Source organism: Allobosea sp. 05T439 (assembly GCF_056396005.1).
The window spans coordinates 1-20,675 of the sequence record NZ_JBFTKP010000066.1 but is presented as its reverse complement, the minus strand read 5'-3'; the positions used below and the strand labels follow the sequence as shown (position 1 = coordinate 20,675).

The 20,675-nt window shown below is 66.0% G+C and carries 23 protein-coding genes; 7 read left to right on the top strand and 16 right to left on the bottom strand.

Going from position 1 to position 20,675, the window contains the following annotated elements; translation table 11 throughout:
* The first annotated feature begins 325 nt into the window (after nucleotides 1-325).
* A complete protein-coding gene (locus AC1DIO_RS33350; RefSeq protein WP_441506889.1) occupies nucleotides 326-733 on the top strand; it encodes a helix-turn-helix domain-containing protein in 408 nt (135 codons plus the stop codon).
* Nucleotides 730-1,014, top strand: coding sequence for a BrnA antitoxin family protein (locus tag AC1DIO_RS33345; protein ID WP_441506888.1), 285 nt, complete (start codon nucleotides 730-732; stop codon nucleotides 1,012-1,014). Before AC1DIO_RS33350 ends, AC1DIO_RS33345 begins: the two co-directional genes overlap by 4 nt.
* 199 nt (nucleotides 1,015-1,213) lie before the next feature.
* Here AC1DIO_RS33345 and AC1DIO_RS33340 read toward each other — a convergent pair whose 3' ends face one another.
* The 5 genes from AC1DIO_RS33340 to AC1DIO_RS33320 form a co-directional block, all read right to left on the bottom strand.
* The gene (locus AC1DIO_RS33340) at nucleotides 1,214-1,474 is read right to left on the bottom strand and encodes a DUF7696 family protein (RefSeq protein WP_113518572.1); all 261 of its coding nucleotides are present in this window, start codon (nucleotides 1,472-1,474) and stop codon (nucleotides 1,214-1,216) included.
* Between the two features lie 169 nt (nucleotides 1,475-1,643).
* A complete protein-coding gene (locus AC1DIO_RS33335) occupies nucleotides 1,644-2,012 on the bottom strand; it encodes a hypothetical protein (protein ID WP_476854751.1) in 369 nt (122 codons plus the stop codon).
* A 200-nt stretch (nucleotides 2,013-2,212) separates the two neighbouring features.
* Nucleotides 2,213-3,238 (bottom strand): AraC family transcriptional regulator, encoded by a 1,026-nt coding sequence (locus AC1DIO_RS33330; RefSeq protein ID WP_476854750.1) that lies wholly within the window; start codon nucleotides 3,236-3,238, stop codon nucleotides 2,213-2,215.
* Nucleotides 3,239-3,661: 423 nt separating this feature from the next.
* Nucleotides 3,662-5,836 carry a xanthine dehydrogenase family protein molybdopterin-binding subunit gene (locus AC1DIO_RS33325; protein WP_476854749.1) on the bottom strand — a complete coding sequence of 725 codons (2,175 nt, stop codon included), beginning with the start codon at nucleotides 5,834-5,836 and terminating at the stop codon, nucleotides 3,662-3,664.
* An 11-nt stretch (nucleotides 5,837-5,847) separates the two neighbouring features.
* Entirely contained in the window at nucleotides 5,848-6,312 is a 465-nt protein-coding gene (locus AC1DIO_RS33320) for a (2Fe-2S)-binding protein (protein ID WP_441506884.1), read from the bottom strand.
* A gap of 458 nt (nucleotides 6,313-6,770) precedes the next feature.
* On the opposite strand from AC1DIO_RS33320, the gene AC1DIO_RS33315 reads away from it, so the two are divergent.
* On the top strand, nucleotides 6,771-7,001 hold the full coding sequence (locus tag AC1DIO_RS33315; protein WP_476825913.1) for a hypothetical protein: 231 nt from the start codon (nucleotides 6,771-6,773) through the stop codon (nucleotides 6,999-7,001).
* A 56-nt stretch (nucleotides 7,002-7,057) separates the two neighbouring features.
* Nucleotides 7,058-7,978 carry a cation diffusion facilitator family transporter gene (locus tag AC1DIO_RS33310; protein ID WP_476769925.1) on the top strand — a complete coding sequence of 307 codons (921 nt, stop codon included), beginning with the start codon at nucleotides 7,058-7,060 and terminating at the stop codon, nucleotides 7,976-7,978.
* A 21-nt stretch (nucleotides 7,979-7,999) separates the two neighbouring features.
* Here AC1DIO_RS33310 and AC1DIO_RS33305 read toward each other — a convergent pair whose 3' ends face one another.
* On the bottom strand, nucleotides 8,000-8,173 hold the full coding sequence (locus AC1DIO_RS33305) for a hypothetical protein (protein WP_476769926.1): 174 nt from the start codon (nucleotides 8,171-8,173) through the stop codon (nucleotides 8,000-8,002).
* Nucleotides 8,174-8,483: 310 nt separating this feature from the next.
* On the opposite strand from AC1DIO_RS33305, the gene AC1DIO_RS33300 reads away from it, so the two are divergent.
* On the top strand, nucleotides 8,484-8,780 hold the full coding sequence (locus tag AC1DIO_RS33300; protein ID WP_476769927.1) for a hypothetical protein: 297 nt from the start codon (nucleotides 8,484-8,486) through the stop codon (nucleotides 8,778-8,780).
* Nucleotides 8,781-8,830: 50 nt separating this feature from the next.
* On the opposite strand, the gene AC1DIO_RS33295 is transcribed toward AC1DIO_RS33300, so the two are convergent.
* Nucleotides 8,831-9,391 carry an NADPH-dependent FMN reductase gene (locus tag AC1DIO_RS33295; protein WP_476854748.1) on the bottom strand — a complete coding sequence of 187 codons (561 nt, stop codon included), beginning with the start codon at nucleotides 9,389-9,391 and terminating at the stop codon, nucleotides 8,831-8,833.
* A gap of 396 nt (nucleotides 9,392-9,787) precedes the next feature.
* On the opposite strand from AC1DIO_RS33295, the gene AC1DIO_RS33290 reads away from it, so the two are divergent.
* The gene (locus AC1DIO_RS33290; RefSeq protein ID WP_441506882.1) at nucleotides 9,788-10,543 is read left to right on the top strand and encodes a HugZ family pyridoxamine 5'-phosphate oxidase; all 756 of its coding nucleotides are present in this window, start codon (nucleotides 9,788-9,790) and stop codon (nucleotides 10,541-10,543) included.
* A gap of 143 nt (nucleotides 10,544-10,686) precedes the next feature.
* On the opposite strand, the gene AC1DIO_RS33285 is transcribed toward AC1DIO_RS33290, so the two are convergent.
* The 6 genes from AC1DIO_RS33285 to ehuB all read right to left on the bottom strand — a co-directional run bounded on the left by AC1DIO_RS33285 (nucleotide 10,687) and on the right by ehuB (nucleotide 16,590).
* Nucleotides 10,687-11,712, bottom strand: coding sequence for an amino acid ABC transporter substrate-binding protein (locus AC1DIO_RS33285; RefSeq protein ID WP_476769928.1), 1,026 nt, complete (start codon nucleotides 11,710-11,712; stop codon nucleotides 10,687-10,689).
* 120 nt (nucleotides 11,713-11,832) lie between these two features.
* Nucleotides 11,833-13,017 carry a cystathionine beta-lyase gene (gene metC, locus AC1DIO_RS33280; protein ID WP_476769929.1) on the bottom strand — a complete coding sequence of 395 codons (1,185 nt, stop codon included), beginning with the start codon at nucleotides 13,015-13,017 and terminating at the stop codon, nucleotides 11,833-11,835.
* Nucleotides 13,018-13,108: 91 nt separating this feature from the next.
* On the bottom strand, nucleotides 13,109-14,260 hold the full coding sequence (locus tag AC1DIO_RS33275; protein WP_476769930.1) for an amidohydrolase: 1,152 nt from the start codon (nucleotides 14,258-14,260) through the stop codon (nucleotides 13,109-13,111).
* Nucleotides 14,261-14,377: 117 nt separating this feature from the next.
* On the bottom strand, nucleotides 14,378-15,037 hold the full coding sequence (gene ehuD / locus AC1DIO_RS33270) for an ectoine/hydroxyectoine ABC transporter permease subunit EhuD (protein ID WP_476769931.1): 660 nt from the start codon (nucleotides 15,035-15,037) through the stop codon (nucleotides 14,378-14,380).
* Nucleotides 15,027-15,686, bottom strand: a complete 660-nt coding sequence (locus AC1DIO_RS33265) for an amino acid ABC transporter permease (RefSeq protein WP_441492957.1) — start codon at nucleotides 15,684-15,686, stop codon at nucleotides 15,027-15,029. Before AC1DIO_RS33265 ends, ehuD begins: the two co-directional genes overlap by 11 nt.
* Nucleotides 15,687-15,714: 28 nt before the next feature.
* A complete protein-coding gene (gene ehuB / locus AC1DIO_RS33260; RefSeq protein WP_476769932.1) occupies nucleotides 15,715-16,590 on the bottom strand; it encodes an ectoine/hydroxyectoine ABC transporter substrate-binding protein EhuB in 876 nt (291 codons plus the stop codon).
* A 345-nt stretch (nucleotides 16,591-16,935) separates the two neighbouring features.
* Between ehuB and AC1DIO_RS33255 the strand changes: the two genes are divergently transcribed.
* Nucleotides 16,936-17,979 carry an alpha/beta hydrolase family protein gene (locus AC1DIO_RS33255; RefSeq protein ID WP_476854747.1) on the top strand — a complete coding sequence of 348 codons (1,044 nt, stop codon included), beginning with the start codon at nucleotides 16,936-16,938 and terminating at the stop codon, nucleotides 17,977-17,979.
* Here AC1DIO_RS33255 and AC1DIO_RS33250 read toward each other — a convergent pair.
* From AC1DIO_RS33250 to AC1DIO_RS33240, 3 genes are all read right to left on the bottom strand, one after another.
* A complete protein-coding gene (locus AC1DIO_RS33250; protein WP_441506875.1) occupies nucleotides 17,969-19,048 on the bottom strand; it encodes a helix-turn-helix domain-containing protein in 1,080 nt (359 codons plus the stop codon). The genes AC1DIO_RS33255 and AC1DIO_RS33250 overlap by 11 nt on opposite strands.
* A gap of 219 nt (nucleotides 19,049-19,267) precedes the next feature.
* Nucleotides 19,268-20,143 (bottom strand): LysR substrate-binding domain-containing protein, encoded by an 876-nt coding sequence (locus tag AC1DIO_RS33245; RefSeq protein WP_441492961.1) that lies wholly within the window; start codon nucleotides 20,141-20,143, stop codon nucleotides 19,268-19,270.
* Between the two features lie 104 nt (nucleotides 20,144-20,247).
* On the bottom strand, nucleotides 20,248-20,675 hold a 428-nt coding region (locus tag AC1DIO_RS33240; RefSeq protein WP_476854746.1), incomplete at its 5' end, for an amino acid ABC transporter ATP-binding protein.

Sequence of the window (20,675 nt, the reverse complement as noted above, 5' to 3'; positions counted from 1 at the left end):
CCAGCCGATGCCGGCAGCAAAGGTTCATCGGCCCGAAAAGTGGTTTCCGGTTTTCGGGCCAGCCGATGCCGGCAGCAAAGGTTCATCGGCCCGAAAAGTGGTTTCCGGTTTTCGGGACAGCCGATGCTGGCACGGGAAGTCCGATGGCCTGGCAGGTTCGGACACAGACGGACTGACGCAGAAGGGAGCGCGCTGCGGGGCGCTCCCTGTTTTTCGACGGTGTTCCTTCCAACCAGAGACCCGGCTGCGAGTGCACTCATCAAACATACTTGATAATAATCGTATATGGTGATAATATCACCATATGAAATCATATCAATGCCGAATGGCCCGTGCGGCCCTGAACTGGAGCATGCCCGAGCTGGCGCAGAAGGCCGGTGTCGGCGTCAATACCGTCAACCGTTTCGAGGCGGGCCAGGATGCAAGGATGAGCAGCGTCGAGAAGATGCAGGCCGCCTTGTCCGAAGCCGGCGTCATCTTCATCGCCGAGAATGGCGAGGGGGCCGGCGTGCGGCTGCGGAAGGGCTTTGTGCCCACAACTGTCCCGACAGCGTCACATGCCTCGCTCAAGGTCAGCGCCAGCACGGTGCGGGCCCGCGCCGCACGCGCGGCGGACCACGCCATGAGCGAGATGGACGCAAGCACGGCAGAGAAGACGGAACGCCGCGAGCGATTGACCAACGAGCCTGACGTCGTCAGGAAAGCCCGCAGCAAGAGCAGGGACGCATCATGAACCACGACAGACCGCGCCGGCCGACCAGCGCCCGCGACCAGGCCGAAGCCCTGTTCAAGCCGGCCGCGCCGAAAGCGCCACCCGTGATCGAGAAGCGGCCGGCGCTTCCCGGCGCCAAGGAGATGGTGACGCTGCGGATCGACCGCGATGTCCTCGATCATTTCCAGAGCGGCGGACCAGGCTGGCAGGACCGCGTCAACGACGCGCTGCGCCAGGCCGCGGGCCTCGTCGGCGATGACACGCTGAAGACCGAGGATCTCAACTCGTCGAATGACGGCTGAGACGAGCGGCGACGGGCCGCGCCGCCCGAGCATGCTGCGAACAAGCGGCAACGGTCTTTCGCACTGAGCATGCCCTGAACCATTGGTGTCGATCATGTTTTCTGCATTTTGACGATTTCGTCCAAATGCGGCGTGATCTAACGATCTGTGATTGCTTCGGCTTTCCCGAAAACCGCAATCCACTTTTCGGGCCGATGCTTTAGGTCTTGTTCTTGAGACCGTGCAGGCGGATGATTTCGGCGCGAAGCTTGGCCACCGCCGCCTCGCCGCGGACGCCCTTGATGCCGCGCTCTTCGCGATCGGTCGAGCCGGGAACGCCATCGAGGAAGGTGTTGCGCTTCGCGGTCGGCATCGCCAGCAGATAGGCGATCTCGCATTCGTGCCGCCACTCTTCCGACGAGGTCGAGACTTCGCGCCCGGCGAGATGGGACCAGGCGAAGGAAGGGGCAGGGGCAGACAAGGCGAATCTCCTGAAGTGACAGAGTAGCCTTTGTCATTCCCGTAGCGCCGTGACGAGCCGAACGTCGCGGCATCCTCACATGTTTCTGTCCAACTGCCGGTTCAGCGGCCGCATCCGCATTCGGTTCGCCACCGCGATGGAAACCTGGAATCCCGAGCCCGACCTGGGCTCATGACGTCTGGCGCTGCGGCTGTTTCCTGTTCGCACGTCGCTCGCTATTACGGCGCCTCGCGCCTGTGCCCTGCCAGCCGCCGAGCATGTCGAAGACCTCCAGCCCATCCCACGCTTCGTCCTCCTGCGCGCGGCGTTTCGCCAGCGTCACGAGCGCCCAGGCCTTGCGTAGGACCCGGCCCAGAGCGGAAGGCTGCGTCGGCGCGTAATGCGCCCCCGGCGCTCCGCCGTCTTGCGGTCTTTGCATGAAATCGTCGCGCCCCACCCGGTGCTTGTTGCTTGGGCCTTCTTGCCGAAGGCCGGCTTTGATTGTCTTCGGGCAGATCGTCGCGATTTCCAGGGCCAGCCGGAAGGTTTCAGATCTCATCCGCAACGCTCGATCCGCGATATCGATCGCGCTGTCACGGCCCCGAACCGGGAGGAGCCGTGCATTGGGACGTCCAGTCATCAAGATGAGATCGGCGGGCAAGGTGCGGCGTCGCCCGCTCCTGTAGAGCTTGAGGGCAGTTCGACGCCGGGAGGCCAGGGGGGCGCCGCTGATGGGAGTTCAGACCCAGAATCGCCGGTTCAGACGCGCGATGAGCGCTCTCGTCCTGCTCCCGCCCACGCTCGGGTGCGAGCGGAGGCGAGCCAGGCCTCGGCCGTCGACCCCCCGGCTGCGATATCCTGCTCCGCCCAGGTCAGATATGCCAGATTGCCATGGGCGTGCAGGCTCGAGGCCTGAGCCGCGCTTGGGCTCATGCCATAGCGCTTCCGGAACGCACGGCTGAAATGGGCCTCGCTGCGAAATCCGTGCTGATGCGCGATCGCCGATATCTTCAGCCTTCCCGCAGACCTGATCATCACCTGCAGGCTGGCGCTCAGCCGGATCCCGACCAGCCAGCGCCGCACGCCGCCATGGGCCTCGAACGACCGKAACAGTTTCGAGCGCGAGACGCCCAGCGCGGCCATCAGGTCGTCTGGGCCGAAATCCGGGTCGGACAGCCTGCCTCGGGCCAGCCGATGAGCGCGATCGAAGAGCGGAACATCCTCGCGTTCCTTTCTCGGCCCGCCGGAGGGAAGGGCGGTTGCGGCAAAGCGCAGGATGCCGTCGACGGCCGACTGCGCCTGGTCGACGCTGAGCCCGTCGATATGCTCCACCAGGGCCCGGATCAGGGTGCCGAGAAGCTTGCCCGCACTGCTTTGGGCCGTCAGCACCATGCCATGCACATCGCCCTGAAGCCCGGCCGGCGCGCTGGCCCTGTCGAAGGTGAGCGTGATCCCCTCATAGCCGGGCGTACGGGATTCATAGGGCAGCGAATAGTCGACGGCGACGACATCGCCTGGACCATGGCTGCGCTTGCGACCGTCATAATCGGCGACTGCGCTTCCGCGTGTCAGCACATAGAGCGACATCTGGGAGATCGGCCGGTCGTCAATGACGCGCTGGCTCCGGGACATGGACATCGCCGATCCGCCATTGATCTGCACGAAGGCCTCGGGGAGCTGCCAGGAGCGGCCGTGGAAATCGAACTGGGCCGGGTCTGCATCGGCCGGTATGGCGCAGTCGACCAGGCGCGACAGCGCCGTCTTCCAGGCCGCGAAACACTCCATGCCCGGGGGGAACGGCCAGGCAATGCTGCGCGAGGCGCATGTCTGCGAATGGGTCTCGGGCCTGGGCAGAGGCGCCGGCCAGGGGCGTCCCGCGACAGGGCGGCCGATCGCGCCGCCAGATGCCGAAGCCTGTGAGAATGGGGACGGGGCGATCTGCGCTGCGCTGGGTCGATTTGAGATAGTCATATGTCCCCCCGCGGTTCCCCGTTGGCCCATCGCTGGGAACGAGGCGCTTTGGGAGAACTCTAGTCGAGGCGGCGTATTTACCGGCGTTAATCCGGCGTTACACGACCGTTAATCTTGCGCGCCGCACCTTCAGGCCGTGCGGGATGTGACTTTCGAGAGACTGTTGGCAGCCAGCCCCTGCTGTCGTGGCGACGGCCCGGCCGACCAGTGGGGCATCGGGCCGGGACCTGCTGGCGATCACCCAGCCGTCAGCATCTCGGGCTTGATCGGCAGCTTGCGGAGCCGGATGCCGGTTGCCGCATGGACCGCATTCAGCACCGCGGGCGCGAGCGCCGACGTGCCGGGCTCGCCAAGCCCGCCGGGCGCCTCGCTGCTCGCCACGATCTCGACCTCGATCGTCGGGGCCGCATCGATGCGGAGCATCTGGTAGGTGTCGAAATTGGTCTGCTCCACCCTGCCATCCTTGAGGGTGATCTCGCCGTACAAGGCCGCGGTGATGCCGAAGACGACGCCGCTTTCGATCTGCGCCGCGATGGTGTTGGGATTGACGGCGACCCCGCAATCGACGACCGCGACGACGCGGTCGACATGGACATCGCCGCTCTTCGAGACCGTCACCTCGGCGACCTCGGCGAGATAGCTGCCGAAGGATTGCGACAAGGCGATGCCGCGCCCCTGGCGTGGCCCCAGCGGTTTGGCCCATCCTGCCTTCTGCGCGGCACGTTCCAGCACACGGAGCGCACGCGGATTCCCAGCCAGAAGGGCGCGTCGATAGTCGAGCGGATCCTTCTTCGCGGCCGCGGCGAGTTCGTCGATGAAGCTCTCGACCACATAGACATTATGGGTCGGACCGACGCCGCGCCAGAATGCGGTCGGAATTCCCGGGGGTTCGACCCGGACATAATCGACATGCATGTTCGCGATTGCGTAGGGGATTTCGGCTGCGCCTTCCACCGCGTCGGGATCGACGCCGTCCTTGACGGCCGACGGGAAGTAGCGGGCCATGATCGACGAGCCGGCGATGCGGTGGCTCCAGGCGACCGGCATGCCCCGGGCATCGAGCCCGGCACTGATCCGGTCGTAGTAATAGGGCCGGTACATGTCGTGCTGGATGTCCTCTTCCCGGCTCCAGACAACCTTGACCGGGCCCTTGGATTGCTTGGCGATGAGCGCCGCCTGGGCGATGAAATCGACTTCGAGCCGGCGCCCGAAGCCGCCGCCGAGCAGGTGGTTGTGAATCCGCACCTGCTCCGGCTTCAGTCCGAGATGTTTCGAAACGACGAGCTGGGCGATATCGGGAACCTGCGAGCCGACCCAGATATCGCAGCCGTCGCTCGTGACCTCGGCGGTACAGTTGATCGGCTCCATCGTGGCATGGGCCAGGAACGGGGCCTCGTAGATCGCCGCGACCCTGGTCGCCGCCTTGGCGAGGGCGGCAGTCACGTCACCTTCGCTTGTGGCAACGGCGCCGGGGCTTTCCGAAGCCGTTGCGAGGGCGGCCACGATGTCGGCCATCGAGGTGGCCGCATGCGGTCCATCGTCGAACCTGACAGCGCAGGCCTCCAGGCCCTGCTTCGCCGCCCAATAGTGATCGGCGATGACGGCGATGGCGTTGTCGAGCTTCGCGACCTGATGGACGCCCGGAACCTTGAGCGCTGCCGCCTCATCGAAGGATGCGACCGTGCCGCCGAACACCGGAGAGGCGGAGACGGTGGCGACCTTCATGCCGGGCAACCTGACGTCGATGCCGTAGATCGCCGTGCCGTTGACCTTGGCCGAGGCATCGAGCCGCTTGGCCGGCGTGCCGATGATCCGGAAGCTGCCGGGGTCCTTGAGCGTGACATCGCTCGGGACAGTAAGCTTGGCCGCGGCGTCCACGAGCTCGCCATAGCCGATCCGGCGGCTGCTCGCGGCGTGGACGACATAGCCCGGCTGCGTCGTCAGACCGCCTGCATCCACATTCAGCCTGGTCGCGGCTGCGGCAATCAGCATCTTTCGCGCGGCCGCACCGGCCTGGCGCAGCGGCAGATAGAATGCGCGGATCGAGGTCGAGCCGCCCGTCATCTGCACGCCGGAGATCAGGGGATTGCCGTAGAGCTTTGCATTCGCTGGGGCGGGCTCGACCGCGACATTGCTCATGTCGACGTCGAGCTCCTCGGCGACCAGCATCGGCAGCGAGGTGTAGGTGCCCTGACCCATCTCGATCATCGGGGAGATGACGGTCACCTTTCCCATGCGGTCGATGCGGATGAAGGCCCCGGGCGCAAAGGGTTTCGCTTGCGCGGGATCGGCTGGCTGGGCACCCACCTGCAAGGGCCCACCGATCATCAATCCGCCGCCGACGGCAGCGCTGGCATGGAGGAATGCCCGACGCGAAACGACGTGATCCCCGAGATTCTCTGCATGTGCCATGGCTCTGGCCCTCACCGCGCGCCAGCGATGGCCGCGGCCTGTTTGATGGCTTCGCGAATGCGCAAATAGGTGCCGCAGCGACAGATATTGCCGGACATGGCGGCGTCGATATCGGCGTCCGTGGGCTTTGGATTGCCGGCGAGGAGCGCGCTCGCCGACATGATCTGCCCGGATTGGCAGTAGCCGCATTGCACGACTTCCAGGTTCAACCAGGCCGCCTGGATCGCCTTGCCGGCTGGCGTCTCACTGATCGCCTCGATCGTCGTAACGGACTTGCCCGCGGCATCGCTGATCGCCGTGATGCAGGAGCGGGTCGGCTCGCCGTCGATATGAACGGTACAGGCGCCACATTGGGCGATCCCGCACCCGAATTTGGTTCCGGTCATGCCGAGAATATCCCGGATTACCCAGAGCAGCGGCATGTCGTCGGGGGCATCAACCGCGAGGGAGTGGCCGTTTATGGTGAGATCATGCATCGCGCATCCTCCTCGGCCTGCCCTGGTCGTGCTGATGAAGCTGTCTATCCGGCACCACACCGCCGGGAATGCCCATTTCGGGGGCTCGGAAGTCCGCGGCCGGAACCACCGCTGGAGCCATCGGCACGCATGGCGGTCTCCCCAGCGCGTTGGCAAATCGTTGGCTGATCAGAGGCACGGGACGGAGCATGATATTCGCCGATCGGGCGTCATCGCAGGACGGACTGCGCCCCCAAAACATGGCGGGAGTATGGAAGGGGAAGGGTGGGCGGCGGCATCGGCACTGCGCCCCTGCGAGCAGGTCCCAGTGCGGCGTCGCTCATGGACCGGCCTGGCGTCCGCTCCCGTCCCCTGGCCGGCCTTCGACGCTGCGCGCTTGCGCTCCGCTCCCGGGCGATACGGAACCAGCGCCTCACCCCGGTAGTTCCGTTTCGACACGCAACGGAGGAGCGAGCCCCATGAGACCCGTCGACGTGATCGCAAAATACGCCGGCGTCGAGATCGGCGTGCTGCTCCGTGCGCGTGACAAACCTGCCGGCGAAGCCGAGACTGTCTACTGGATGGATTATCCATCGATCGAACACGCCCTGGAGGCCGTCGCAGAGGACCTGTTCGAAGGACGGGTGGAACAGATTACCGCCGATGGCGAGCCGCTGACCCAGGAAGAAGTGAGTACGTTGACCCATTAGGGCGGCACCGGGCGAGCCCTTCGCGGCTCTGACCGAACCAGGCGGGGATCACCGGCATGGCTGCACATACCGGCTCGCACAGGGTGATCTACGCCGCCCTCGCTGGAAATCTGCTGATCGCGGTGACGAAGTTCGGGGCGGCCGCCTATACCGGCAGCTCGGCGATGCTGTCCGAGGGCATCCATTCCCTGGTCGACACCGGCAATGGCCTGCTCCTGCTCTATGGCCTGAGGCGCGCGGCGCGCCCGCCTGACGCCTTGCACCAGCTCGGGCACGGTCGCGAACTCTATTTCTGGAGCTTCATCGTCGCCCTGATGGTCTTTGCCGTCGGAGCCGGCGTGTCCTTCTACGAGGGTGTTCTTCACATCCTCGAGCCCCACCACGCGACAAATCTCCTGGTGAACTACGTCGTGCTCGGGCTGTCGCTCGTCTTCGAGGGCTATTCCTGGCGCGTCGCACTCAAGGAATTCCGCAAGACCAAAGGTAGGCTCGGCTACCTCGATGCGGTCCGTCAGAGCAAGGATCCGACCGTCTTCTCCGTTCTCTTCGAGGATTCCGCGGCAGTGATCGGCCTTGCCATCGCATTCGTCGGCATCACGGCGGCCGCATGGTTCGATCAGCCGATCCTGGATGGCGTCGCCTCGCTCGGCATCGCGGCCGTTCTGGGAACCACCGCCATCTTTCTCGCCCGTGAAAGCAAGGCACTGCTGCTCGGCGAGGCCGCCATTCCGGAGGTTCAGCGCGCCATCCTGGAGATCGTCCGTGCCGACGAAGAGGTCAGGACGGTCAATGGCATGACGACGGTCCATCTCGGTCCCAACGAGATCGTCGTCGCGCTGAGCCTCGAGTTCGAGGATGATCTGACCACGAGCGGGATCGAGGCGAGCGTCGAACGGATCGAAAGACAAATCCGGGCGACCGAACCCGCCGTGACCTCGGTCTTCATCAAGCCCAAGGCCGCAGCCAGGCGGGTCTGAAGCGCCGGACGCGCCCGCCCGTCAGTGCGGCTGCGAGGCAGGCGGCCCATAGCGCAGCACGGCTGCCTTGAGCCTGCGCAATTCTATCGTTCTGATCGGGCTTGGTGGCTTGCTTTCAAGCTGGCCGATCCGCTCGCAGATCAAGCGGAACTCGCGATCGGTCCGGATGGCGAGCAGGACAGGAATCTCGGGCATAGGCGAGGCCTCCGGCGTGGCTGCATCCCCAGAACGAGGGCAGTGTGCAGCCATCGATCCCTTCCTGGCAACCCTTCGAAATTGCCTGCCGGAACAGCACGGGGCGCGGCTCGTCCGAGAGCGCGGGGCGCCATTCCGGCTTCGCTGGCGATGCTGCAAGGGGGCTTCCCAGGCAACCACCTGGATTGGCTCCCGGGAAGGCCGGTGCCGTGGCAGCGAGAGGGCCGAAAGGGCAGGGAACATGCGCGCCGCCCAATCGTTGAATCCAGGTTGTTCCGTTGATCCAGATCGTTGCGTTGCGGTGTCGAAGATGGGTGTTCTGCCGAAAGCGTATCATCCGAGATGGCGGCCCAGCTGGTCGTTCGGTCGCAAGGCGATCCTGCCGGCACGCCCGCGCTCGATCGCGGCCATGCCGACCGAACTCTATCGCGAGCCCTGCGAGGACGGGGACGGCAACCGCTACACGGTGATTGTCTGGCGTCTTTACCCGGGCCTGAGCAGCACCTCCTATACGCTCGATACCGGCGCCCTGGTGAACTATGTCGACGGGCGCAGTTTCGAGATCGCCAGGACAGGGGTGATTATCACCCGGCTGGATTGCCTGTAGGCTCGGGATGCATGACGGTCCCGCGCGGGGGCCGCCGCCGCCGGGGGCGTTCAGCCAGCCTGTGACGCCACGAAGGTAGAAAAGCCGGCCAGAAATCCGCGCAAGCGATCCCGGGTGGCGGGGTCGCTCAGTTCACCCGCTTCATCGAACAGATTCTGCGCGCGCGAGACCAGCATGCGCCCCTCGAACCAGGGACGGGTGCCGAGCGTCCGCAGCACCGGCAGCCAGGCCTCCTGCGCGAGCACGGTGCCGAAACCACCCATCGAGGCTCCCAGAAACGCGACGGGGCGGCCACCAAAGAGCGGGCCGATATCGCTCGCCGGGCGCGATAGCCAGTCGATCGCGTTCTTCAGCACGCCGGGGATCGAGTTGTTGTATTCCGGCGTGAACAGGATCAGCCCGTCAGCCTGGGCGAGTTGCCGCTTCAGGACCTGAACGGCGGGCGGAATGCCGGTCTCGGCCTCGTCATCGGCGTTGTAGCGCGGGATACCGGCAATGGTGCCCTCGACCAGCTCCGCCCCGTCAGGCATCGACGCCCGGGCCGCCCGCAGCAAGGCGCTGTTGTACGAGCCGCGTCGCAGGCTCCCTGAAACCCCGAGAATGCTGACCATTGCCTGTTTCCCTTGGCTTGTGCGGCGGCGGATATCCGAAGCGCCGGGAATACCGGTTGCCGGCACCGGCGGCCAGCATGGCAGCTTCATGGCCCGCCAGCTGAATGTCGATCTCTCCCGGTCGGCCGGTCGTCACATGCGGCGCGATCGGGGGGGCGGCCAGGCCCATGCGCCAGCTATTCGGGGGCGGGGTCGAGGAAGGGCGCCGATGGCCGCCCGATGAGGGCCTGTTCCAACGGAGCGGCGCATCACATCTGCCGGGGTTGAATCGACCTTACGGCGCCATGGCCCGTAGGCAAGGTGCCTTGAAGCAGGGCCGGCTCGCGCCATCGGAGCTATCGGTCGAGCGCGGCAGGGATGTAGGTCTCGGCCCGCTCAACCCACGCGAGACGCACCATGCAGCTGCAGCCGACGACCCCGATCACGCCCCGTGGCATCGAACTCAACCTGGCTGCTGCCCGCCCCTTCGAGGCCATGCAGGAAGCCCGGAGCCTGCTGAGAACGGCGCGGCTCGTCGCCCTGGCAACGCTCGATCCGCAAAGCGGCTATCCCTATACGATGGCGACCAACCTGGCGGTCGAGCCGGACGGCACTCCGTTCTTCTTCGTCGCGAGGCTCGCCGTTCACGCTCGGAATATCGAAGCCGACAACCGTGTCTCGCTCGGGCTCGCCGAAGCCGGCGCTCCGGATGCGCTCACGCGCCCACGCCTGACGCTGGTCGGCCGCGCGCATCTGATGCCGGCTGCCGAGGAGACTGACGCGAAGGAACGATATGCTCGTCGCTACCCCAAATCGAAGCTCTATCTCGATTTGCCCGATGCCTGCCTCTATCGCGTCGAGGTCGAGGCCCTGCAGATCAATGGCGGCCCGGCCCAGAACGCCAATGAAGTGACGGCAGCCGCCCTGAAGACGGAGCTTTCCGGGGCGGAAGCATTGATGTCGCGCGCCGCAGACGAGATCGATCGCCTGAACAGCTCGGCGGCCGACCTCGCTGCTCTCGTTGCGCTTGCGGGAAACGGCCCCGGCCAGTGGCGCGTCAGCGGCCTCGATCCGGACGGGATCGAACTGTCGACCAGCAGGGAGACCGTCCGGCATTGGTTTGTCCGCCGCGTCACAAGTCTCGACGAGCTGGCCGAGCAGTTGCCGCGCTGAACCCGATTCCGCGCTGTCGCAGAGGGTCAGGCGCGCAAGCGGCAGGACCGCCTCGTCTGCCGGCGCAGGCCCGAGGCGGCTCGCTCTTTGCGCCGTGTGATCGGCTCATCGTCACGCCGCCGAGGGTGGCGTGACGCCTGCGCTCAGCGGAAGGGCGGGCTGTATTGCAGGCCGCCCTTGGTCCAGAGCGCATTGGGCCCGCGCTGCAGCTTCATCGGCGAGTTCAGGCCGAGATGGCGCTCGAAACTCTCGCCGTAATTGCCGACGGCCGAGACGACGCGCACCACCCAGTCGTTGCTGACGCCGAGCGCCTCGCCATATTTGCCGTCGCGGCCGAGGAAGCGCCGGATCTCGGGATTGGTCGCGTTCGCGGCAAGCTCCCTGGCATTGGCCTTGGTGACGCCGAGCTCTTCGGCGTTGATCAGGGCAAACAGCGTCCAGCGCACCAGGTTGAACCAGACATCGTCGCCGCTGCGCACCCAGGGACCGAGCGGCTCCTTCGAGATGATCTCCGGCAGCACCGCATGCTCGTCGGGATTGCGGAACTTGAGGAGATTGGCCGAAAGCGCCGAGACATCGGTGGTGTAGGCGTCGCAGCGTCCGGATTCATAGGCCTTCAGCGCCTCTTCGGGGGTGCCGAAGGCGGCGACCTCGTATTTCATCCCGGTGCGCCGGAAGAAGTCGGCGAGGTTGAGCTCGCTGGTCGTGCCCTGCGCCACGCAGATCGAGGCGCCGTCGAGCTTGGTCGCGCTGGTCACGCCCAGGCTCTTGTGGACCAGGAAGCCCTGGCCGTCATAATAATTCACAGCCGTGAAGGTGACGCCCTGGCCGGAATTGCGCGCGAGCGTCCAGGTCGTGGTGCGCGGCAGGACGTCGATCTCGCCGGCCTGGAGCGCGATCAGGCGGTCCTTCGAACTCAACGGCACGAAGCCGGCCTTCTCGGAATCGTCGAAGACCGCCACGGCGAGCGCGCGACAGATGTCGATATCGAAACCCTGCCAGCGCCCGGCTGCATCCTGCGTCGAGAAGCCGGGAACGCCGTTGCTCGTGCCGCAGATGATCCTGCCGCGATCGCGAATGGTCTTGAGCGTGTCCGCCGCCTGGGCGGAGGCCGCAGTACAGGTCGCGACGACCGCGGCGGCCGCAAGCCGGATGAATGGGCGTGTCATTGAAGCTTCCCTCTCTGTTTGTTCTTGCCGTTCTTTGTGCTGGCTGGTTCTGGGCAAAGTTCTCCCTGCGCGGCGGAAGCCTGCTCCCGCCGCGTTGGTCTTCGGTCCGGATCTTTTGTCTCAGGCGACCCTGGCGGCCGGCCCGCGTTCGAGCGCGACGAGCAGCGCGTCGAGGTCGTTCCAGAGGTCGTCGGGATCCTCGATGCCGATGCTGATGCGCAGCACCGTGCCCTCCGCCGTCCAGGGGCTGACGGTGCGGTCACCCTTGACCGCCATCGGCGCGATCAGGCTGCGCGTGCCGCCCCAGGAGGCGCCGATCGCGAAAATCTTGAGCGCGGTCAGCGCCGCTTCGAGATCCGCCTCGGCAACGGGTTTGAGGACGACGCTGAAGACGCCCGATGAACGGCCCATGTCACGCTTCCAGAAGGCATGGCCGGGGCAGGAGGGCAGGGCTGGGTGCAGCACCGTCTCGACAGCCGGCGAATGCGTCAGCCGCCGGGCGAAATCCTCCGAGATCTTGCCCATATGGGCGAGCCGCAGGCCCATGGTCTCGATGCCGCGCAGCGCGAGCTGGCATTCATCCGGCGAGACGCCGACGCCGAAGGCGCGCAGCGTCTCCTTCATCTTCTCGCGCAGCGCCATGTCGGAGACGGTGACGGAGCCGAGCAGCAGGTCGGAATGGCCGCCGACATATTTGGTCAGCGCCTCGCAGGCGAAATCGGCGCCATGGGCCAGAGGCTTGAAGAGCAGTGGCGTCGCCCAGGTGTTGTCGCAGCCGACGAGCACGCCCTTGGCCTTGGCCGCCTTGACGATGGCCGGAACATCCTGGACCTCCATCGTGCCGGAGCCGGGCGACTCGACCCAGACCAGCTTGGTGGCGCCCTCGATCAGCTCGGCGATGCCGGCGCCGATCATCGGGTCGTAGACGCCGTAATCGATGCCGCGCGGCTTCAGGTATTCCTCGCAGAAGCTGCGCACCGGCGGGTAGACATGGTCGGGGATCAGCACCTTGTCGCCGGGCATGAGGACCGAGAGCATGACGATGGTGACCGCAGCCTGGCCCGAAGGCACCAGCACGGTGCGCACCCCGCCATGCAGCGCGGTGAGCTGCGCTTCCAGCGTGCGCGTCGTCGGCGTGCCGTGCAGCCCGTAGGTATAGCCGTCGAAGCCGCGATATTTGCGGGCCGCGAAGCTCGCGGCATCCTTGTATACGATGGTCGAGGCGCGATGCGTTGGCACGGCGAGGCTGGCATAGCCCTCCTCGTTGACGGCCGGGTGGTGAACGCAGCGGGTGAGGTCGTGCATGGCTTGATCCCTTTCGAGGGACAAGCTGTAGGCGGCTGGCAAAGCGAGACAATCAGGCTGCGGGCATGAGACGATGCCTGGCCCTTATGGCTTACGCGGCATCCGCGAGCGCGCGCCTGGCGACCTCGCTCATCCAGCCGACGCAGACCGGCAGGATCGCGTCGTTGAAATCGTAGCGGGCATTGTGGAGCTCGCCCTCCGGACCGGCCGGGCCGTTGCCGATCCAGACATAGGCGCCCGGCCGCTCCTTGATCAGGAAGGAGAAATCGTCGCCGGTGGTGCTCGGCCGCACGTCGCGCCGGACCGGCGCCCCGATCGCCTGTCCCGCCTGCACCGAGAGCGCGGCTTCCGCCGGAGTGTTGATGATCGGCCTGCCGGTCGACAGGATCTCGACATCGGCCTGCATGCCATAGGCCTCGCAGATGCCGGCGATGATGCTCTCCATCCGCTTGATCACCGCCTCGCGCACCTCGGGCCGGTAGGTCCGCAAGGTGCCGAGCAGCGTCACGCTTTCCGGGATCTGGTTGCTGACGACGCCGCCGCTGATCTGGCCGATCGAGAGCACGACCGCGTCGACTGGATCGACATTGCGCGCCACGATGGTCTGGAGCGCGACGATCAGGTGTCCGGCGGCAACGATCGGGTCGCGGGTCTGGTGCGGGATCGCGGCATGGCCGGCAAGCCCGTGCAGGGTGACGCTCCAGCGCCCGCCCGCCGCCATGACCGGCCCGTCATGCACCGCGATGGTGCCGGCCTCGAGCCCCGGCCAGTTATGGAAGGAGAAGACGCGCTCCATCGGAAAGCGCTCGAACAGCCCGTCCTGGATCATCGCCTTGGCGCCGACGCCGTTTTCCTCGGCCGGCTGGAAGATGAACTGGACCTGCCCCTTCCAGCTCTCGTCGGCGGCGAGCATAGCGGCCGTGCCGAGCAAAGCGACCGTATGTCCGTCATGGCCGCAGGCATGCATCGCTCCCTGCGTCTGCGAGGCGTAGGGCGCCGTGCTCAGCTCCTGGATCGGCAGCGCATCCATATCGGCGCGTAAGCCGACGGTCCGGTTCGAGCCCGACCGGGACAACGTCGCGACGACACCGGTGCCGCCGACGCCCGCGACGAAGGGAATGCCCAGTTCGGTGAGTTTCTCCTGCACGAAGCGGGAGGTGGCATGCTCGTGCTCGGACAGTTCGGGCTGCGCATGCAGCTGGCGGCGCCATTGCGTGAGCTGGTCGAGAAAGGCCTGGTCCATGATCGGTCTCGGATGATGCGGGTTGCGGCGATGCCCGGGCAGAAAGCGGCGCCCGGGCAGGATTCAGCGCCCGGGCAGGATTCAATGCTCGGGCAGGATTCTTGGCCTGGACGGAACTCAGCGCTGGGCCGAGAGCGCGAGACGCGCCTCGAATTTGCGGATGAGGAAGGAGAGCGTGACGGCGATAGCGAGAAAGAGCGCGCCGACGACCGCCATCGGTTCGCCATAGCGGAAGGTGTCGGAGGCGATGTCGAGGGCCGAACCGAAGGATTCCGGCACGGCGATGACCGCGAGATAGGGCGTCGATTTGAAGATCGAGATGAAGTAATTGCCCATCGGCGCGGCGATGTTGCGCAGCATCTGGGGCGCGATCACCAGCAGCACGGTCTTCAACCGGTTGAGCCCGAGCGCCTTGGCGGCCTCGAACTGCCCCTTGGGAATCCCGTCGATCCCGGCCTTGAACACCTCGGCGAGATAGCCGCAGTAATACAGGCTGAGCGCGGCGACGCCGACGACGAGGGCGGGCAGCTTGATGCCGTAGACCGGCAGCACATAGTAGAGAAAGTAGAGCTGCACCAGCACCGGCGTGGAGCGGATGAAGTCGATGACGAAGCGCATCGCGTAGCGCATGGGCTTGCTGGAGCGCCTGGTGATTTCCAGCCCGAAGCCGAGCAGGGCGGCAAATACGCAGCTGAGCAGCGTGACAGCGAGCGTCGTGGTCAGCGCACGCGCGATCGGCGGCACGATCGAGAGGGCGAAGGCGGGATCAAACGTCATGGGCGAATTTCCGCCCGGCGCCGACCTTGCGCTCGAGCCAGCGCCCGACGATCGTCGCGGGATAGCAGAGCACGAAATAGGCGACGAGAAGGCCGGTATAGACCTTCACCGGGTCGTAATGGAGCTGCGAGATTTCCTTGGCCCGGAAGGTCATGTCGCTGAGCGTGATCAGCGAGACCAGCGCCGTGCTCTTCACCAGCTGGATGAACTGGTTGACGAAGGTCGGCATCATCGCCAGCAGCGCCTGCGGCAGCTCGATCAAGAGCAGGATCTGCCAGCGCCGGAAGCCGAGCGAGCGTCCGGCCTCGGCCTGGCCGCGGTCGAGCGACTGCAGGGCGGCGCGCACCGCCTGGCTGCCATAGCCGCCGATATTGAGGCCGAGCACCAGCCCCCCGACCGCGAGGCCGGAAAGCCGGATGCCGAAGCCCGGCAGCGTGTAGTAGAACGCGTAGAGCAGAATGATCACCGGCGACGAGCGCCAGAACTCGATCACCGCGGTGACGGCGGCATGGGGCCAGCCGCGCGTGCTGAACTGCAGCACGCCGGCGATGAAGGCGAAGGGCACGGCATAGGCCATGCCGAGCAGCGTCACCGAGGCGGTGACGCCAAAGCCCTGATAGATCCCGGCAAGGACGTCGGCGAAGCTCATGATCGGCCTGGCGTTTTTGGGCCGGTGCTCACGGCTTTGCCGCGCAGAGATCGGCGGTCGAGGCCTCCGGCGGCATCTCGGCATCGGTGAAGCCGTATTTCGCCATGATCGTCTTCATGGTGCCGTCGGTCTTCAGCGTCGCGAGCCTGGCGTTGTAGAGCGCCTGCAGTTCCTTGTCCTTCGGCGCGAAGACGACGGCGGTCGCCATCATGTATTCCTGCCCGCCCGGCTTGACATAACCCTTGAAGGGCAGGGCGCGCTCGATCGCGTTCATGCCGCCGGCTTCCATCAGCCCGGCGACGCTCGGCGCCGACAGTGTCGCGGCATCGACGCGCCCGGCCAGCATGGCGCTGACCACGGCCTCGTTGTTCGGAAAGAGCAGCAGCCGGTCTTCGGGGACGCCGGCGGCCAACGCGTTCTTCGCATTCTCCGTGCCGCGCCCGCCGCCGAGCTTGACGTTCGGATTCTTCACGATGTCCTCGTAGCTGTGCAGCTTGAGCGGGTTGCCCTTGAGCACGAGCAGGCCGTCGCCGGCCGAGAGGTCGGGCTCGCTGAACAGCACCTGCTGGCAGCGCGCCGGGGTGATCGCGACGCCCGACGCGATGATGTCGAAGCGGCTGGCTAGCAGGCCGGGGATCAGCGCGCCGAAATCGGCAACGGTGAACTCGATCGCCTTGACGCCGAGCGGGGCAAGCGCGGCGCGCACGAGGTCGGGGTGATAGCCGACGACATTGCCGTCCTTGTCGCGATAGCCCCAGGGCGAACGGTTATGGATGCCGATGGTGATGGTCTTGCCCGAGAGAGTCTTGAGATCCGGCTGCTGGGCCTGCGCGGTCCAGCCGCTCAACGCAGCCAGTCCGAGGGCGGCGACACCGAGCGCCAGGCGCCGGGAAGGAAAGCTCATCGGTAAATCCCCTGTCATTGGCTGAGGCTGCGCCACGCTCTACGGCCGTTTGCAGCGCGGCCCCGGTCATCCCTGCAGGCCGAGCCTGCTGCGAGGCACGATAGCGGCGGGTCGGTTCGCGACAATCAGGCTGGGGAAATAGCTTGATGCCTAAATCTTATACCTGCTGGTCCCTTCCAGCCGGGACGCATCCGCGAGCGCTCCGGGGTTCCGCGTGGCTGCCCGCACGGGCGAGGGGCGGGGCGAAGGCGGAATCTGGCGGAAAGCGGCGTTCTCGATCGCGTTCGAGGTCTCGGGAGAGCGGATTTTGAAACATGCCGGCCGCTCATTCCATCGGAGACTGCCATGTTTCAACGCTCACTCCTTCAACGCTCACTCCTGGCGGCCGGGTCATGGCTGCTGACCACGGTCCTTGCGCATTCCGCTGACGCCATTGGGTTTCAGCAGACGACGCTCGACCCGAAGGGGAAGCGGCCGCTTCAGGTCAGCATCTGGTATCCGACGAAACAGGAGGGCAAGACCGAGATCGTCGGAGACAATCCCGCCTTCCATGGGGTTCCCGTCATTCGCGGTGCCGCGCCGCTCTCGGGTGAACTGCCGCTTGTCGTCCTGTCGCATGGCTATGGCGGGAGCTGGCGCAATCTCTCCTGGCTTGCTGCGGAGCTGGCCGCACGCGGCAGCATCGTCGCGGCTCCGGACCATCCGGGCACGACGACATTCGACATGCCACCCGCGCAGGCGGCGATGCTGCGGGAGCGCCCGCGTGATCTGAGCCGGGTCATCGACGCCGTGGAACGCGATCCGACGCTCGCGGGCAAGGTCGATATCAGCCGGGTCTCCGCGATCGGCCATTCCCTGGGAGGCTGGACGGTTGCGGAACTGGCCGGGGCACGCTTCGACACGAAACRGTTCGAGACCGATTGCAAGGCCAATACCAGCCCGCGTGCCTGTGTCCTCAGGGGTGAGCTCGGCCTGGACAAGCGCGAACTCGAAGGCAACCTGGCCGACCCGCGCCTCAAGGCGTTCGTGTCCCTCGACCTCGGCCTTGCAAGAGGCTTTACGCCCGAAAGCCTGGCGAGCCTCGACATGCCGGCGCTTGTGATCGGCGCAGGGATCGATATCGACGGGTTACCCGCGAAGTTTGAATCCGGCTATCTCGCGGAGCATCTGCCGAAGCCGTCCGCGACCTCGGTCACCATTCCCGACGCGACGCATTTCGCTTTTGTCGGGCTCTGCAAGCCGGATGCCGTCGCCCTCATCGAAAAGGTCGAGCCCGGCAGCGGCATCATCTGCAGGGATGATGGAGCGCGTGGCCGCGACGAGATCCACCGTGAGATCGCCTTTCTCGTGATCGGCTTTCTCGCCAGGTCCATTCCGGTCAGGCCGTAGAACGGCTGGTCTCCCCGGCAGGCGCACCGCCCGCGCGGCGATACTCGCTCGGCGTCGTGCCGGTCACGCGCGCGAATTCCCGATTGAAATTCGATTTCGTCTGGAAACCGCACTCGAACATCACCCCCGTGACCGGCAGGTCGGTTTCTCCGAGCAAGCGCATGGCTTCGCGAACCCGATATTCATTGACGAGTTGCGGCAAATTGCGGCCAAGCGTGCGGTTGATCGCGTTCGACACGGATCTTGAAGGCAGCCCGAGGCGGCGCGCAAGGCGGTTCAGGGTCAGGTCCGGATCGCGATAGATCGTCTTCTGGCGCATCGCGGTCTCGACCATCGCCATGATCCCGACGTCCTCCTCCGTCGCGGAGGCCGACGCCGCCTCGTTCGGCCGATGCTCGGGCTCCTCGGTGCGGGCCGGGTCGGATCGATCGAGGGGCTCGTCGTCCGGGACGCTGCGGCCGATCACCGCGATTGCATAGGCGATGACGGGAAGGAGGAGGAGGTTGCCGACTGCCACGATCACGGCCGCGTGGCTGCCCTGATGGGACCCGAAATCCGCGGCGATCAGAAGATCGATGATCCCTGAGCAGATCAGCAGCAGGCCTATGACGGAAACCGCCCTGCGCGCGCCCTGGGCATCGGAGAGACGCACGCTCTCGAACTGATCGGGCCCGGCATGGCCGTGGCGAACCAGGGCCGCGCCATAGCCGAAAAAGAGCAGGGCGAGAATGAGGTCGATCGGCGCCTGCCAGCGCTGCCACAGGCAGGACAGGATGAGGATCGCGACCGGGGCCAGAACATGCAGCCAGGATCGCAGTGCGGGAGGCTGCCGCAGCCTTGCAAAGCAGAGCCAGGCGATGGGCGGCAGCAATGCCGCCATGACGGGCTGCAGGAACCGGACCCAGGGGGCATCGATCGTCCAGCGCAAGCCGACCGTGACCACCAGCAGAATGCAGGTGCCGATGAAGAGAGTGACCGGTTTGAGGAGGGGCCTGTCCTGAAGGAAGACCCGGATAAGCAGGATCGTCAGCAACAGCGCCACCACGAAGGGCAATGGTATCGCAGGCATCCGGTGATCTCTCATCCCTATCGGGTTMAGGCAGGCGATTGACCGGCTTGATGCCGCAATCCCGGCCTCATGTCTCCCAGGCTCAGGTCACGTCGTTCAGAGCATGCTCGATGCGACCTGGAGCATCGGACCGAAAAGTGGAATCCGGTTTTCGGAAAATCCGACGCTTAAACAATGGGCTAGATCGCCCATCTTGCGTCCGAACGGACGCACGGCGAACTAGCGCGAGGCGAGCAGGCAGTCGATGAAATCGCGCACCAGCTGCGATTTTGGCCGGTCGAGCGGCAGGATCAGCAGGCTCTTGCTGTGCACTGCCGGTTCGAACGGCTTCAGCACGATCCGGCTCATATCGGCGCCGGCGACCGCATAGGGGCTGACCAGGCCGATGCCGACGCCTTCGGCGACGAGCGCACAGACGGTTGCGGCATAGATCGTCTCGACCACGACATGCGGGCTGACTTCGGCCTGGTGAAAGACCAGGTCGAGCCGCTGGCGGGTCCGGTCCTCCGGCACATAGGCGACGAAGGGCTGGCGGTGCAGGTCATGCGGCGTGATCAGGTCGCGCTCGGCCAGCGGATGCTCGCGCGGGATCGCGCAGAGCACGCGCGGCGAGACGAAGGGCTGGTGCAGCACGCCGCTGACATCGATCTCGTCGGCGGCGAGCCCGATATCGAACTGGCCGGAGACGACGCCGTCACGCACGTCGCGCGAGGGCAACACCATCAGGGTGACGCCGATATCGGGATGGCCCTCGCGGAAGCGCCGGACGGCGCGGGGCACCAGCGACGAGCCAAGCGCCGAGAGCGAGCCGATCCGCAATTGTCCCGAGCCATGGTCGCGGATGCGGGCAGCCGTGGCCCGGAGCGTGTCCATGCCGCGAAACGAGGCCTCGACCTGCGCATAGAATAGCTTGGCCTCGGGCGTCGGGATGATGCGGTTGCGCACCCGGTCGAACAGCAGGAAACCGACCGAGCGCTCCAGTTCGGCGATGGTGCGGCTGACCGCCGGCTGCGTGATGCCGAGCAACTCGGCTGCGCGCGAGACGGTGCCGGACTTCATCACGGCGGCAAACGTCTCAAGCTGGCGGTGATTCAAGTCATGGCACCTCGGCAGGGGGCCGGCAGATTACACCGGCCGCGCCCCATGGCGAGGCGCGTTCGAACGCGCCGGGCCTCCGGTGGATGCAAGGCTGCGCGCCCTCAATGGAGAATCTGCGACAGGAAGAGCCTGGTGCGTTCGTGCTGCGGGTTCTTGAAGAAGGCGTTGGGCTCGTTCATCTCGACGACCTGGCCGGCATCCATGAAGATGACGCGGTCGGCGACCTGGCGCGCAAAGCCCATCTCGTGGGTGACGCAGAGCATGGTCATGCCCTCCTCGGCCAGGCTCACCATGGTGTCGAGCACCTCCTTGACCATCTCGGGGTCGAGCGCCGAGGTCGGCTCGTCGAACAGCATGATCTTCGGGCTCATGCAGAGCGCGCGCGCGATCGCGACGCGCTGCTGCTGGCCGCCCGAGAGCTGGCCCGGATATTTCAGCGCCTGCTCCGGGATCTTCACGCGCTTGAGATAGTGCATGCCGATCTCCTCGGCATCCTTCTTCGGCATCTTGCGCACCCAGATCGGGGCGA